The following is a 14,883-nucleotide window of genomic DNA, read 5'->3' as shown; positions in this document are numbered from 1 at the left end:
CCGACATGCGCATCCTCGTGACCGGGGCCCGCGGCAAGCTCGGCGCCGCCACGCTGGACGTCCTCCTGCGGGCCGGACACGAGGTGACTGCCGTCGACCGGCTGCCGCCGGTCTACGAGCGGGCGGGTCAGGTCCGGTACATCCAGGCGGATCTGACCGATGCCGGGCATGCCGCGGCCGTCCTGCCCGGCCACGACGCCGTCGTGCACGCCGCCGGGATCCCCAGCCCGGTGAAGAACCCGCCGCACGTGATCCTCCAGACCAACCTGATGGCGACCTACGCCACGCTGGAGGCCGCCGAACGGGCCGGCGTGCGCCGCTTCGTCCACATCTCCAGCGAGACCGTGCCGGGCTTCTCGTACCCGACGCGGTACTTCCACGCCGCGTACGCGCCCATCGACGAGCTGCATCCCGTGGCGCCGCAGGACACCTACGCGCTGTCGAAGTGGTTCGGCGAACTGCTCATGGACGCTGCCGTCTCCCGCTCGGACATCACCGCCGTGTCGATCCGGCCGACGTGGATCCAGTGGGAGGGCAACATCGAGCGCAACGTCGGCCCGATCGTGCGGGCACGAGGGGAGGACACGAGCGCCTCGTTCTGGTCCTACGTCGTCGTCGACGACCTGGCCGAGCTCCTGCTCGCCGCCGTGACCGCCGAGACCGGTGGTCACGAGGTCGTCTACGCGGCGGCCTCGGACAACGCCAACGGCCTTCCGCTGCACGACCTCGTCCGACGGCACTTCGGGGAGGCCGTGCGACTGCGGCCGGTGCCGCGGCCCGACGCATCGGGGATCTCCTGCGTCAAGGCGGACAAGCTGCTGGGCTGGGTCCCGCTGCGCGGCTGGCGGGACATGCTCGACGCCGAGGGCCATCTGCTGCCCGTGGTCCGGGACCGCCTGGCCGCCGGCGAGACCGCGGTACAGCGCGGGCTCGCCGCGATCAGCTGAGTGGACGGCCCGAGCCCCCGATCGGGGCGTGCGCGCGGACGCGGCGGGTAGGGCCCCGGAATGGTCGACGTCGTCGACGTCCGCCGGGACACCCCTGCCCCCGACCCCTCCCGGGCGGCGCTGCCGTCCGCCTGGGCGCCGCTGCGGCACACCTGGTTCCGCGCGCTGTGGATCGCCCAGTTCGTCGCCAACACCGGCACCTGGGCCCAGACGGTGGGCGCGCAGTGGCTCATGGGGGACCTCGGCGGCAGCGCCCTGCAGATCGCCCTCGTGCAGACGGCGGCCACGCTGCCCGTCTTCCTCCTCGTCGTTCCCGCCGGAGCGCTCGGGGACATCCTCGACCGTCGGCGGGTGCTGTTGCTCAGCCAGACGCTGATGCTGCTGGCCTCCGCCGCGCTGGCCGTGCTGACGGCGGCGGGTGGGGTGACGCCGAACCGGCTGCTCGCCCTCACTGCCGTCCTGGCGGTGGGGCAGGCGCTCGCCGCGCCGTGCTTCCAGGCGGTCCAGCCCGAACTGGTGCCCCGGGAGGAGCTCCCGCTCGCGGCGCTGCTCAACGGCGCCAACGCCAATGTCGCCCGCGCCGTCGGGCCGGCGATCGGCGGGTTGCTGGTGGCCGCGGCCGGTCCCGCCGCCGCGTTCGCGCTGAACTCCGCGTCCTTCCTGGGCGTGCTCGCCGTCCTGCACCGCTGGCCACGGCCGGCCACCCGGCGGCTGCTGGGCGCGGAGCCGATCGGCCAGGCCATCCGGGCGGGGCTGCGGTACGTCCGCAGTGCGCCCGCGTTCACCAGCGTGCTCGCCCGCTCGGCCCTCTTCATGGTGTTCGCCAGCGGTCTCTGGGCACTGCTGCCGGCCGTGGCCCGCGGACCCATGGGGATGGGGCCGAACGGGTACGGGGGGCTGCTCGTCGCGGTGGGGGCCGGGGCGGTCCTCGGCACCGCGGTGCTGCCGCGGCTCCGCGCCCGGCGCGGCTCGGGCGTGGTCGTGCCCGCCGCGATGCTGGGCTTCGCGGCGGCCGTGGCCGTGGTGGGCGTGCACCCCTCACCGGTGGTGGTCGTGGCCGCCCTGGTGCTGGGGGGCCTCAGCTGGATCGCCGTCCAGTCCACGCTCAACGCCACCGCCCAGCTGCTGCTCCCCACCTGGGCCCGGGCCCGGGCGCTGGCCTACTTCCAGCTCGTGTTCATGGGCGGGCAGGCGCTCGGGGCGGTGATGTGGGGCGCGGTCGCGGACACCCTCGGGCTCACCGCGGCGTTCCTCCTGCCGGCGGGGGGACTGGTGCTGGCCGCACTCCTGGGACTGCTCCTGGTCCCGCTGCAGTCCGACCACGACGTCCGGCACAGCGAACTCCCGTGGCCTCGGCCGCCGTCCCTGGACTGGGCCCCGGACGCCGGGCCGGTGCTCGTCACCGTGGAGTGGCGGGTGCGGGACGCCGACGTCCGCGACTTCCTCGACGTGATGCGGGACCTCGCCCGTGCCCGGCGCCGCACCGGCGCCTACCTGTGGGGCGTGTTCCAGGACGCCGAGGATCCCGAGTTGTTCCTGGAGACGTTCACCGTCAGCACGTGGCGTGAGCACCTCCGCCAGCACGTCGAACGGGGCACGGTCGCCGACGCCGCCCTGGAGGAACGGGCCCGGGCCTACCTCGCCGGGAACACGGGCCCGGTTGTGCGGCACCTCGTCTGGGCCTATGCGGTGCCGGCCGTGCGGCCCGACATCGAGCCGGACGTCGTCCCGAACGCGCTTCCCGAGCCGCCTCCGACGGCCGCACCCGCTGCGGCGGACCCGCCGTGAACACGTTGAAGCGTGGGGTGCATGCGATCGGTGCCCCCAGGACGTCGGCAGGTCTGCCGATCTTGGACGGCGGCCTGAGTTCCGGACGACGCCCGGGGTAGTTCCACGGCATGGACGGCGAAAGCATCCCCCCGCAGGACGACGCGCCCGCGGCAGCGCCTGCCGACGAGGTGGACATCCGACTTCCGGACGACCCACGGGTACCGCAGCCCGACGACGCCGATCCGACGGTGAGCAAGGAACTCGGCGGGGCGGCTCCGGCCGTCGGCCCCGGACGCTCGTCCGGAACCTCGGGGCGGGGCCCGGACGGCTCGGCCCCGGATGCGGATGACTAGCGGCCGACCGGCAGGGTCGGTCCTCGCAGAGTGCGTGATCTGCCCGTCGGTGCGCGTGCGCGGTTGAGATCGGCGGTCGACGTCTCAGCGTCGGCCCGAGGACGTGCGTGGCTGCGCGATTCCCTCCCCTCGCCCTGGGCATTCCCGCCCACCGTCGGCGAGGAGGAGGAGCCCCTTAGTCTCGGGCGATGCGAGCCGTGCAGATCACCCGCTTCGGCGGCCCCGAAGTCATGGACATGGTCGATCTACCTGACCCGGTTCCAGGGCCTGGTCAGCAGCTCTACGAGGTGAGCTCCGCAGGAGTCAACTTTGCCGACACCCACCAGATCGAGAACTCCTACCTCGCCCAGCAGCAGCTGCCGCTGATCCCCGGCGCGGAGTTCGTCGGCACCCCGGTGGGTGGCGGCCAGCGCGTGGTCGGCCTTCTGGAGGGGGGCGGATACGCCCAGAAGGCGGTGGCGCACGACGTCCTCACCTGGCCGGTGCCGGACGGCGTCAGCGACGAGCAGGCACTGGCCGTCGTCCTCCAGGGGGCGACCGCCTGGCACCTGCTCCGCACGAGCTCGCACCTGGCCGAGGGCGAGTCGGTCGTCGTCATCGCCGGCGCGGGTGGCGTGGGCAGCCTCGCCGTCCAGCTGGCCCGGCACTGGGGTGCCGGCCGGGTCATCGCGACCGCGTCGAGCCCGGAGAAGCGAGCGCTGTGCGAGGAGCTGGGCGCCCACGCCACGGTCGACCCGGCGCTCGCCGAGAACGACCCGAAGGACTTCACCGGGGCCCTGCGGGAGGCCAACGGCGGCAAGAAGGTGGACATCGTCCTGGAGATGACCGGCGGCAACGTGTTCGACGGCGCCATGTCGGCACTGGCCCCGTTCGGGCGGCTGGTGGCGTACGGCATGGCCGGGCGGGTGCCGCCGAAGCCGGTGCAGGCGCCCTCGCTCATGGGCACCAGCCGAGCCGTCATCGGCTTCTGGCTGGCCCACTGCATGGCGCGCCCCCAGATGATGGACGCGGCGATGAACGAACTGCTGCCGATGGTGGCCGACGGTCTGCTGACGCCCGTCGTGGGCGGTCGCTACCCGCTGTCGGACGTCCGGCAGGCGCACGAGGACCTGCTCTCCCGGCGCTCGACCGGCAAGCTCGTCCTCGACCCCACCCGCTGAACCCGTAGTTTCCGAGGAGACCTGTGACGCCCGACGACGTCGACCTGCTGTTCCGGGCTCCGCGCAGCACGCCGGAGTCGAGGGCAGGCCGCCCGCCGCAGTACCGCCAGGAGCACCGGCCCGGGATGGTGATCGAGCGGGACGTCGCCGTTCCGGTCGGGCCCTCCGGCGAGCGGATCTACGTCGACGTCTACCGGCCGGACACCGACGTCCCCGCCGCACCGCTGATCAGCTGGTCGCCGTACGGCAAGCACAACCCGGCGCCCATCGGTGTGATCTACCCGGCCGCCGGTGTGCTGCCCGAGCACACCGGCGAGCTGACCACGTTCGAGGCCCCCGACCCGGAGTACTGGGTCCCGCACGGCTACGCGATCGTCATCGCCGACATCCCGGGCACCTGGTACTGCGAGGGCCCCGCGACCTACTGCTCGCCGCAGGAGGCGCAGGCGTTCGCGAACCTCGTCGAGTGGGCGGGGACGCAGCCGTGGAGCGCCGGGAAGGTGGGACTGTCCGGCGTCTCGTACCTGACGGTGTCGCAGTGGCGGGTCGCCGAGCTCGATCCGCCGCACCTCGCGGCGATCAACCCCTGGGAGGGCTGGAGCGACACCTACCGGGAGGTCGCCCGCCACGGCGGGGTCCCGGAGACCTCCTTCTGGCCCTACATCTGGGAGCGCTGGGGCGCCAGCGTCACCGAGATCGAGGACCTCGAGGCGGAGACGGCGGCACATCCGTTCTACGACGCGTTCTGGCAGTCGAAGAGCGCCCGGCTGGAGGAGATCCGGGTGCCGGCGTTCGTCGTGGCCAGCTGGTCCGACCAGGGTCTGCACACCCGCGGCACCCTCGAGGGGTTCCGGCGGATGTCCTCCTCCCAGAAGTGGCTGGACGTCCACGGGCGCAAGAAGTGGGCGTACTACTACGAGCCCGAGCAGGTCGAGCGGCAGCGGGCGTTCTTCGACCACTTCCTGCTCGGCAAGGACACCGGGATCCAGGACTGGCCGCGCGTGCGCGTCGAGGTGCGCAACTCCTACTACGACGGCGAGCACCGGACCGCCACCCAATGGCCGCTGGAGGCGGTCCAGTACCGGAAGCTCCACCTGCGGTCGGGTGACGGCTCCCTCGGCTGGTCCCCCGTCGAGAGCGAGGAGAGCGTGGGCTACGACGGCCTGGGCAGCGGGCTGAACCCGCACCGGGCCACCTTCGAGATCGCTTTCACCGAGCCGGTGGAGCTGGTCGGCCACATCACGGCTGCGCTGCACGTGTCCGCCTCCGAGGGCGACGACATGGACGTCTTCGTGGCGCTGTTCAAGCTCGACACAGAGGGCCGGCCCGTCGGGTTCCCGTACTACGCCCAGTTCGAGGACGGCCCGGTCGCCGTCGGATGGCAGCGCGCCTCGCACCGGGAACTGGACGAGGAGCGCTCCACCGAGTACCTGCCCGTGCTCGCCCACCAGCGCGAGCTGCCGGTCCGGCCCGACGAGGTCGTCCGTCTCGACATCGAGGTCCTGCCGTCGGGAACCCGCTTCGAGGCGGGTGAGCGGCTGCTGCTCGTGGTCCAGGGCAGTGACGTCATGCGCTACCCGAAGCCCCTCACCTACGCACGCCACGAGGACACGGTGAATCGCGGCACGCACCGGGTGCACACCGGCGGCCGCTACGACTCCCACCTGCTGGTGCCCGTCCTGCCGGGCAGCGAGCGCCCGGCCTGACCCGCGCCGTGCTCAGATCAGGCGGTTGGTCCAGAGCAGGCTGAGGACGGCGCCCAGCATCGCGAGGACGACGCCGGTGCGGACGAACCACGGGCTGATGTCCTGCGGCTCGGTCGTGTACCCGATCTGGCTCCCCAGGTCGGCGTAGACCTGCTCGAGCTCGGCAGCGCTGGCGGCCTCGCTGTAGCTCCCGCCGGTCTGGTCGGCGATCTCCTCGAGCGTCTGCCGGTCGACCGGCACCGGCACCGTCTCGCCGTCGAGGTCGAGGGTGCCGTAGTCGGTGCCGAAGGCGATCGTCGAGACCGGGACACCGGCGGCGCGCGCCGCGTCGATCGCCTGGGTGTCCTCGCGGCCGACCGTGTTGTAGCCGTCCGACAGCAGCACGATCCGCGCCGGCACCTCCTCGGCCTCGTCCGCCTCGAGGCTGGACTGGTAGTTCTCGATCGCGGTCAGCGAGGTGAACACCGCCTCGCCGATCGCCGTCGACTCGGCGAGGTCGAGGTTGTCGATCGCGCTCTCGACCTGCGCCCGGTCGGTGGTGGGCGGCACGAGCGTCGTGGCCGTGCCGGCGAAGGACACCAGGCCGAGGTTGATCCTCTCGGGAAGGACCTCGACGAACTCCTTGGCCGCGGTCTGCATCGCCCGGAAGCGGTCGGGCTCGATGTCGGTGGCCTGCATGGACAGCGACACGTCCACCGCCATGACGACCGTCGCCCGCTCGCGCGGCACCCGCACCTCGGTGCTCGGGACGGCGAGGGACACGACGAGCGTCGCCAGGCCGAGGGCGATGACGCCGAAGGCGAGGTGCCGTCGCCAGCCCGGTCGCTTGGGGACGATCGCGCCCAGGAGCGCCACGTTGGTGAAGCGGGCGGCGTAGGCCTTCCGGCGCAGCTGCAGCAGCACGTAGAAGGCGACCAGCGCGACGACGCCGAGCAGGGCCAGCAGCCACAGCGGGGACTGGAAGGTCATCGGGAAGCCCCTCCGCTGCCGGCCCGGCGTCGATCGGCCACGAATCTGACGACGTCCATGAGCCAGTCCCGGTCGGTCCGTAGCTGCAGGTGCCCTGCACCCGTCCGGCGCAGCGCGGTCGCGATCTCCGCGCGCTGGGCGGCCGCCTCCTCGGCGAACCGGGCGCGGACCTCCGGGTTGCCGGTCGGCACCTCCAGGGACTGGCCGCTCTCCGGGTCGACGACGGTCAGCAGGCCGACGTCCGGGAGCTCCAGCTCCCGCGGGTCGACCACCTCGATCGCGAGCAGCTCGTGCCGGGCGGACAACCGCCGCAGCGGGCGCTCCCAGTCGCTGTCGCCGAGGAAGTCGGAGATGACCACGACCAGCCCGCGCCGGCGCGGCGGCCGCATCAGCGTCTCCATGGCGGCGGCCAGGTCGCCGCGCCGTCCCCCGGCCGCCCGGGGCGTGGCGACGACCGAGCGCAGCAGCCGCTCGGCGGCCAGCCGGCCCGGCATGGCCGGGAACCGGTCGACCCGCTCCCCCGTCGTGACGACGGCGCCCAGCCGGTTGCCGCCGTGCACGGTGAGGTGGCCGACGGCGGCGAGCCCGGCGATCGCGAGGTCTCGCTTCTGGCAGTTGGCGGTGCCGAAGTCCAGGCTCGCGGACAGGTCGACGACCGCCCACGTCTCGAGCTCGCGGTCGGCGATGGTTTCTCGGACGTGCGGCACCTGGGTGCGCGCCGTCACCGGCCAGTCCATGCGCCGGACGTCGTCCCCCGGGTGGTAGGTGCGCGAGTCACCGGCCTCGGAGCCCGACCCGGGCACCAGCCCGAGGTGGTCGCCCTGCAGCAGCCCGTCGAGACGCCGCCGGACGGTGAGCTCGAGCCGGCGCAGCAGCACGTCGGCGGGACCGTCGGTGAAGCGCGGCGGAGCACCGTCGCCCGAGCCGGGCTCGATCCCGGAGCCCGGCGTCGCCGGGTGCAGGAGCAGCCCCTTGTGCTCCGGGGCGGGCTCGGCGGCGGTCGGCTGCAGTGCCGCGCCGCGACGACGGAGGATCACGCCGGGTGCGGCCCTTGCGCCGGCCCCTGCGCGAACCCGTTGGAGCCCGGCGCGCCGTGCCGCCCGACGTCCTGCGGCCCGCCGGGCTGGAGGCCTTGAGGCGGACCGAACTGCGGGACCTGCGGAACGTGCGGGCCGCCCGGCGCGCTCGGCCCGAAGCCGCCGGCGTTCTGCCGGGGCGCCACCTGCGGCAGCGGAACGGTCTGCACGATCCGCTTGACGATGTGGTCGGCGGGCACCCCGTCGGCCAGCGCGTCGTAGGACAGCACCAGCCGGTGCCGCAGCACGTCGGCGGTGACGTCGAGGACGTCCTGCGGCAGCACGTAGTCGCGCCCGCGGACCAGCGCCAGCGCGCGGCTCGCGGCGATCAGGCCCAGCGAGGCCCGGGGGCTCGCGCCGTAGGACACCCACGTGGCGACGTCCTCCATGCCGTGCTCCCGCGGGGACCGGGTCGCGACGACGAGGCGGACGACGTAGTCGACGAGCGCGTGGTGGACGAAGACCTGGGACGCCGTCCCCTGGAGGCGCTTGAGCTCGTCGGGACCGAGCACCGTCTCGGCCACCGGCGGCTCGGAGCCCATGCGGTAGACGATCTCGCGCTCCTCCTCCGGGGTCGGGTAGTCGACGAGCACCTTCATGAGGAAGCGGTCGCGCTGGGCCTCGGGAAGCGGGTAGACGCCCTCGGACTCGATCGGGTTCTGCGTGGCCAGCACCAGGAACGGGTTCGGCAGCGGGTGGGTCACGCCGCCGATGGAGACCTGCCGCTCGGCCATGACCTCCAGCAGCGCCGACTGCACCTTCGCCGGCGCGCGGTTGATCTCGTCGGTCAGGACGAAGTTGGCGAAGACCGGGCCCAGCTCGACGTCGAAGGCGTCCTGGCCGGCCTTGTAGATGCGGGTGCCGATGATGTCGGCGGGCACGAGGTCAGGGGTGAACTGCAGGCGGGCGAACGAACCGCCGACGGCGCGGGCGAGCGTCTCCACCGCGAGGGTCTTCGCGACGCCGGGCACGCCCTCGAGCAGCACGTGCCCCTTGGCCAGCAGCGCGACGAGCATCCGCTCGACGAGCCGGTCCTGGCCGACGATGACCCGCTTGATCTCGAACAGCACCCGTTCCAGCCGCTGGGCGTCCACCGACGGTGGCACCGGTGCGGCCGAACCCGCGGGAGACGTCTCGATCGGCGTGCTGGCAGCGGTGCTCACGGAACTCCCTGGTCGTGCCGGTCACTGACCCCCCGGCGTAGGAGAGCCGTCGACGGGACGGTGCGTCCCGTCCTGGGGCCAGTGTCCTACAGGTTCCTGGGACGGGTGGCCGGGCGCCGGGGAGCCGTGGGGAGGCGTCGCCGGTGTGCCGAGAAGTCGATCCGAAAAGTGCCGGAGACGCGCGTCCACACCCCTGCCCGTGAGCCGGAGCGGCTGCTACCGTTGGCAACGCGTCGGGCAGCTCCCCCCGTGGCTGCCCGACGCCTTGACGTCCGGACCCGGTGACCGCTCCCGGGTCCGAGTACCGAAGAGGCTCAGGCGCTGGGCCGCACCGCGCCGGCGTAGTCGCCCCACCACATCGTCGACACCTTGACGACGTCGCCGCTCTGCGGCGCCTGGACCACCTTGTTGTTGCCCAGGTAGATCGCCACGTGCCGGATCGTGTCGGGGTCGGACGGGTCGTCGGCCCAGAACACCAGGTCGCCGGCGCGCAGCGCGTTGCTGGCCACCTTGGGCAGCGCCGCGTACTGCGCGCGGCTGTTGCGCGGGATCGAGATCCCGGCCTGGGCATAGGCGTACTGGGTCAGACCGCTGCAGTCGAAGCCGACGACCCCCTCGTCCGGGTCGAGGCCCGGTCCGGGTCCGCGGGTCCCGCCGCCACCCCAGGCGTACGGCGTGCCGAGGTAGCCCATGGCGGCGTCGATCGCCGTCGACGCGGCCGACGCGTCGCCGGAGCCGGCCTGGTTCTGGTTGCCCGAGGGCGGCGCCGGAGCGCGCGGCGGGGCGGGAGCGGGCCGGCTGATCTGCGCGGTGCGGTCGGCGGCGGCCTGTGCGCCGACGAGCGACTCGAGCTCCTGCTCGGCGGCGGCGAGCTCGGTCGTCAGCTGCGCCTGCTGGGAGGCCAGGGCGCCAGCCTGGGCCCGGGCGTCGATCTCGGCCGCCTGCGCCTCGACCAGCTTCTCCTCGGCGTGCTTCTGCAGTCCGGCAGCCGCCGTGACCGCCTCGCGGGCCACGGTGTCGGCCGCGGTCGCCTGCTCCTGGAGGACGGTGACGACGTCCAGGACGTCGCTGCGGTGGCTGCCGGCCGCCTCGAGGAGGGCGGCCCGCTCGATGAGCTGAGCGGGGTCACCGGCGGTGATCAGTGCGGCAGCACCGGAGTAGGTGCTGCCGTCCATGTAGCTGCGGCGCGCGAACGCGACGAGGTTCGCCCGCGCCACGCCGAGGTCGGCCGTGGCCTGGGCGGCGGCGGCGGCCGCGGCGTCCGCCTGCTGCTGGGCGACCTCGTAGGCCGCCTGCATCGCCTGGTACTCGTCGAGTGCGATCACCGATCGCGACCGGGCTGCGTCCACCTGGTCCTGGGCCGCCTCGAGCGCACCGGAGAGCTCGCCGATCCGCGCCTCGACCTCGCGGGCCTTGGCCTCCGCGGTCGCGATCTCGGAGTCGCTCGGACGGCGCGGGGCCGCATCGGCCACCGCGGGGGTCAGACCGATCAGGATCGCGGCTCCGACGGCGGCGCCGACCAGGCGCCGCACAGAACTGCTCCGCGTACCGCTGTCCACGTCGCCCGACCTCTTCCGACTCGACCCAGCGGCACCCGGGAGGGCACCGCTGGGTTCGAGATCGACCGGATCGGGTGATCCGTTGAACGCGTCTCACCCCGAAGGGGGAGCTGACGGACCCCGTCCTCGCCCTCCCGGGCACCGCCCCGAGCAGGCCGAGGGGTGGGGAGGAGGGGGTCCGTCAGTTGATCTGGCGCTCGGAGTCCTTCCAGAACGACTCGCGGAGCTTGAACTTCTGGATCTTGCCGGTCGCCGTCCGCGCCAGTTCGTCGCGGAAATGGATGCGCTTGGGGATCTTGTAGCCGGCGATCTTGCCGCGGCAGTGGGCGATGATCTCCTCCTCGGTGACCTGTTCGCCCTCCCCCACGACGACGATCGCGGTCACCATCTCGCCCCACTTGTCGTCGGGGACGCCGATGACGGCGACCTCCGCGACGGCCGGGTGGCTGAAGACGACGTCCTCCACCTCGATGGACGACACGTTCTCGCCGCCGGTGATGATCACGTCCTTCTTGCGGTCGGAGATCGTCAGGTAGCCGCCGTCGTCGATCGTGCCCCCGTCACCGGTGTGGAACCAGCCGCCCTCCAGGGCCTCCCCCGACGCGTCCGGGTTCTCCCAGTAGCCGGCGAGCACCGTGTTGCCCCGGGCCAGGACCTCGCCGGACTCGCTGACCTGCAGCCGGGTGCCGAGCGCCGGGACGCCGGCGCGGGACAGCCGCTTGGCGCGCTCGTCGGCGTCCAGCTCGTCGTACTCGGCGCGCGGGCGGTTGATCGTCAGCAGCGGCGCGGTCTCAGTGAGTCCGTAGATCTGGTTGAACTCCCAGCCCAGTTCGGCCTCGACCCGGGCGATGGTCTTCGACGGCGGCGGGGCGCCGGCCACGATGATCCGCACCCTGTCCCGGCCGGGGATCTCGCCGTCCCAGTCGGCGGCGGCCTCGAGGACGGCGTTCCAGACGGCGGGCGCCCCGGCCAGCACGGTGACCCCGTGCCGGTCGACCCGGCGGAGGATCTCGGCGCCGTCGATCTTGCGGATCACGACCTGGCGCGCCCCGAGCCCGGCCATGGTGTACGGCAGACCCCAGCCGTTGCAGTGGAACATCGGGAGCGTGTGCATGTAGACGTCGCGGTCGCTCACCTGCATGTGCATGCCGAAGGTGACCGCGTTGACCCACAGGTTGCGGTGGGTCATCTGCACGCCCTTGGGCCGGGCGGTCGTCCCGCTGGTGTAGTTGATCGTCGCGGTCGCTTCCTCGTCCGGTTCGGCCCACGCGCGCGGCTCGGTGTCGAAGCGCAGCAGCTGCTCGTACTCCTCGCCCGTGCCGAACCGGTGCTCGGCCTCGATGCCCTTCAGCGTCGACTCGAGCTCCGGGTCGACCAGCAGCACGCGGGCGCCGGAGTGGCCGACGATGTAGCTGACCTCCTCGGGCGACAGTCGGAAGTTGATCGGCACCGCCACCCGCCCCGACGACGGCACCGACAGCAGCAGCTCCAGCAGGCGCGCGGAGTTGTGGCTGACGATCGCGACCCGCTCGCCCTCCCCGATGCCCAGCTCGTCCAGCCCGGCCTGCAGGGCCCGGCCGCGGCGGGCGACCTCGCGGTAGCTCACGTCCCCCAGGGACGGCGCGGGCTGCGTCGGCTCGTCGACGATCCCGACGCGGTCGCCGTAGACGAGCTCCGCCCGGTCGAGGAAGTCGCGGGTGGTCAAGGGCACGCGCATGCCGGCTCCCGGGGTGCGGAGGATCTGATGCCTGTCACGCTAACCGCCACGGTCAGGCGCGCGCGACCACTCCCGGCAACGCCGTGCCGATCGGCTCACGGACGACGAGATCAGCGACGTCGTCGTAGGGCGTCGCCTGCGCGTTGACGACGACGAGCCGGGCGCCCGCGCCGACGGCGACGTCGGACAGCCCCGCGGCCGGCCACACCTGCAGCGACGTGCCGACCGCGAGGAACAGGTCGCAGTCAGCGGCAGCCGCGGTGCACGCCGCCACCACCCGCTCGTCGAGGAGCTGCCCGAAGTAGACGGTGGCCGACTTCAGGATGCCGCCGCACACCAGGCACACGGGGTCGGGCTCCCCCGCCGCGACCCGGTCCAGCGCCGCCCGCATCGTCGTCCGGTCGTCGCAGTCGACGCACACGACCTCGTGCACCGTGCCGTGGATCTCGTGCACCAGCGCCGGATCCGACCCGGCCGCCTGGTGCAGCCCGTCGATGTTCTGGGTGACCAGCGCGCGCAGCCGCCCCTGCCGCTCGAGGTCCACGAGGGCCGCGTGGCCGGCGTTCGGCTGCGGGTCGGCGCGCTGCATGGCCTGGCGCAGGAGCCACGACCGGCGCCGGATGTCGGGGTCGGCGAGGTAGTACGACAGGGTCACGAGCTTCTCGGCGTCCGGATCTTTGGTCCACACGCCGTTCGGACCCCGGTAGTCGGGGATGCCGCTGTCCGTGGAGATCCCGGCACCGGTCAGCACGGTGATCCGCCGGGCGCTCGTCAGCCACGCGGGGAGCGGGTGCGGGACTGCGCCGGTCACCGTTCCACCGTAGGCACCGAGGTTTCCGGACGGGTGATCGAGGTCACCGGGTGAAGCAAGGGTCGCCTCACCCGATGCCGCGGGCGCTGACCTGGGATGATCGCGGGTGGACAACCGAGCGCGAGGAACGACCGAGGGGTAGGCGCAGAAGAGTGGCAGCCAGCAAGGACAGCTTCGGAGCCCGGGCGACGCTCACCGTCGACGGCAACGACTACGACATCTTCCGGCTCGACGCGGTGGAGGGCTCCGAGAAGCTGCCCTTCAGCCTCAAGGTCCTGCTGGAGAACATGCTGCGCACCGAGGACGGCGAGGACATCACCGCCGACCACATCCGGGCGATCGCCAACTGGGACCCGAACGCGGAGCCGGACCAGGAGATCCAGTTCACCCCGGCGCGCGTGGTCATGCAGGACTTCACCGGCGTGCCCTGCATCGTCGACCTCGCCACGATGCGCGAGGCCATGGCCGAGCTCGGCGGCGACCCCCAGAAGATCAACCCGCTCGCGCCCGCCGAGATGGTCATCGACCACTCGGTCATCGCCGACATCTTCGGCACGCCGGACTCGTTCGAGCGCAACGTCGACCTGGAGTACCAGCGCAACGGGGAGCGCTACCAGTTCCTCCGCTGGGGTCAGGGCGCGTTCAGCGACTTCAAGGTCGTCCCCCCGGGCACCGGGATCGTGCACCAGGTCAACATCGAGCACCTCGCGCGCGTGATCTTCCCGCGGCAGGAGGGGGACCGGGTCATCGCCTACCCCGACACCTGCGTCGGGACCGACTCCCACACCACGATGGTCAACGGCATCGGCGTCCTGGGATGGGGCGTCGGCGGCATCGAGGCCGAGGCGGCCATGCTCGGCCAGCCCGTGTCGATGCTCATCCCGCGCGTGGTCGGCTTCAAGCTCACCGGCGAGCTGCCGGACGGGGCCACCGCGACCGACCTGGTCCTCACGATCACCGAGATGCTGCGCCAGCACGGCGTGGTCGGGAAGTTCGTGGAGTTCTACGGCGCCGGCGTCTCCGCCGTCCCGCTGGCCAACCGCGCCACGATCGGCAACATGAGCCCGGAGTTCGGCTCCACGGCGGCGATGTTCCCGATCGACGAGGAGACGGTCACCTACCTGGAGCTGACCGGCCGCTCGAAGGAGCAGGTCGCCCTGGTGGAGGCCTACGCCAAGGAGCAGGGCCTCTGGCACGACCCGTCCCGCGAGCCGGCCTTCTCCGAGTACCTCGAGCTCGACCTGGCCACCGTCGTCCCGTCGATCGCCGGCCCCAAGCGCCCGCAGGACCGCGTCGCGCTCACCGACGCCAAGGCCTCGTTCCGGGAGGCGCTGCCCACGTACGCGCCGATCGACGAGATGCAGAAGGACGACGACGACGCGCCCCGCGACGCCGGGTCCGCCGTCGACGAGGCGGTCGAGGAGACCTTCCCGGCCTCGGACCCGGCCAGCCCCTTCGCGCACGGCAACGGTGAGTCGGGCAAGCCGCACGGCGCCTCCCACGGCCCGGTGACGGGCGACCGGCCCTCGAAGCCGACGCGCGTCGTCATGGAGGACGGCACGGAGACCGAGGTCGACCACGGACACGTCGTGATCGCGGCCATCACCTCCTGCACCAACACCTCCAACCCGCAGGTGATGATCGGCGCGGCC

11 protein-coding genes are annotated in these 14,883 nt (G+C 72.8%); 5 read left to right on the top strand and 6 right to left on the bottom strand.

Going from position 1 to position 14,883, the window contains the following annotated elements; translation table 11 throughout:
- Window positions 1-5: 5 nt before the first annotated feature.
- The 4 genes from E4P40_RS08605 to E4P40_RS08590 all read left to right on the top strand — a co-directional run bounded on the left by E4P40_RS08605 (window position 6) and on the right by E4P40_RS08590 (window position 5,936).
- A complete protein-coding gene (locus E4P40_RS08605) occupies window positions 6-947 on the top strand; it encodes an NAD(P)-dependent oxidoreductase (protein WP_135158296.1) in 942 nt (313 codons plus the stop codon).
- A gap of 60 nt (window positions 948-1,007) precedes the next feature.
- Entirely contained in the window at window positions 1,008-2,735 is a 1,728-nt protein-coding gene (locus E4P40_RS08600) for an MFS transporter (RefSeq protein ID WP_135158295.1), read from the top strand.
- A 523-nt stretch (window positions 2,736-3,258) separates the two neighbouring features.
- On the top strand, window positions 3,259-4,230 hold the full coding sequence (locus E4P40_RS08595; RefSeq protein ID WP_135158294.1) for an NADPH:quinone oxidoreductase family protein: 972 nt from the start codon (window positions 3,259-3,261) through the stop codon (window positions 4,228-4,230).
- 23 nt (window positions 4,231-4,253) lie between these two features.
- Window positions 4,254-5,936, top strand: a complete 1,683-nt coding sequence (locus E4P40_RS08590; RefSeq protein ID WP_135158293.1) for a CocE/NonD family hydrolase — start codon at window positions 4,254-4,256, stop codon at window positions 5,934-5,936.
- Window positions 5,937-5,948: 12 nt separating this feature from the next.
- On the opposite strand, the gene E4P40_RS08585 is transcribed toward E4P40_RS08590, so the two are convergent.
- From E4P40_RS08585 to E4P40_RS08560, 6 genes are all read right to left on the bottom strand, one after another.
- Window positions 5,949-6,905, bottom strand: coding sequence for a VWA domain-containing protein (locus E4P40_RS08585; RefSeq protein ID WP_135158292.1), 957 nt, complete (start codon window positions 6,903-6,905; stop codon window positions 5,949-5,951).
- Window positions 6,902-7,942 (bottom strand): DUF58 domain-containing protein, encoded by a 1,041-nt coding sequence (locus E4P40_RS08580; protein WP_135158291.1) that lies wholly within the window; start codon window positions 7,940-7,942, stop codon window positions 6,902-6,904. The genes E4P40_RS08585 and E4P40_RS08580 overlap by 4 nt, the downstream gene beginning before the upstream one ends.
- Entirely contained in the window at window positions 7,939-9,075 is a 1,137-nt protein-coding gene (locus tag E4P40_RS08575; protein WP_348519639.1) for a MoxR family ATPase, read from the bottom strand. Before E4P40_RS08575 ends, E4P40_RS08580 begins: the two co-directional genes overlap by 4 nt.
- A 383-nt stretch (window positions 9,076-9,458) precedes the next feature.
- Entirely contained in the window at window positions 9,459-10,676 is a 1,218-nt protein-coding gene (locus E4P40_RS08570; RefSeq protein WP_245160214.1) for a C40 family peptidase, read from the bottom strand.
- A gap of 208 nt (window positions 10,677-10,884) precedes the next feature.
- Window positions 10,885-12,420 carry a long-chain-fatty-acid--CoA ligase gene (locus E4P40_RS08565; RefSeq protein WP_135158290.1) on the bottom strand — a complete coding sequence of 512 codons (1,536 nt, stop codon included), beginning with the start codon at window positions 12,418-12,420 and terminating at the stop codon, window positions 10,885-10,887.
- A 52-nt stretch (window positions 12,421-12,472) separates the two neighbouring features.
- Window positions 12,473-13,231, bottom strand: a complete 759-nt coding sequence (locus E4P40_RS08560) for a Sir2 family NAD-dependent protein deacetylase (protein WP_135158289.1) — start codon at window positions 13,229-13,231, stop codon at window positions 12,473-12,475.
- 152 nt (window positions 13,232-13,383) lie between these two features.
- Here E4P40_RS08560 and acnA point away from each other — a divergent pair.
- On the top strand, window positions 13,384-14,883 hold a 1,500-nt coding region (acnA, locus tag E4P40_RS08555; RefSeq protein WP_135158288.1), incomplete at its 3' end, for an aconitate hydratase AcnA.

This window comes from Blastococcus sp. CT_GayMR20 (assembly GCF_004570345.1).
This window is presented reverse-complemented; position numbering and strand designations above follow the sequence as displayed.

Coding starts and splice junctions, on each gene's coding strand:
- E4P40_RS08605 (WP_135158296.1), top strand. CDS start 6: ATGCGCATCCTCGTGACCGGGGCCCGCGGCAAGCTCGGCGCCGCCACG.
- E4P40_RS08600 (WP_135158295.1), top strand. CDS start 1,008: ATGGTCGACGTCGTCGACGTCCGCCGGGACACCCCTGCCCCCGACCCC.
- E4P40_RS08595 (WP_135158294.1), top strand. CDS start 3,259: ATGCGAGCCGTGCAGATCACCCGCTTCGGCGGCCCCGAAGTCATGGAC.
- E4P40_RS08585 (WP_135158292.1), bottom strand. CDS start 6,905: ATGACCTTCCAGTCCCCGCTGTGGCTGCTGGCCCTGCTCGGCGTCGTC.
- E4P40_RS08565 (WP_135158290.1), bottom strand. CDS start 12,420: ATGCGCGTGCCCTTGACCACCCGCGACTTCCTCGACCGGGCGGAGCTC.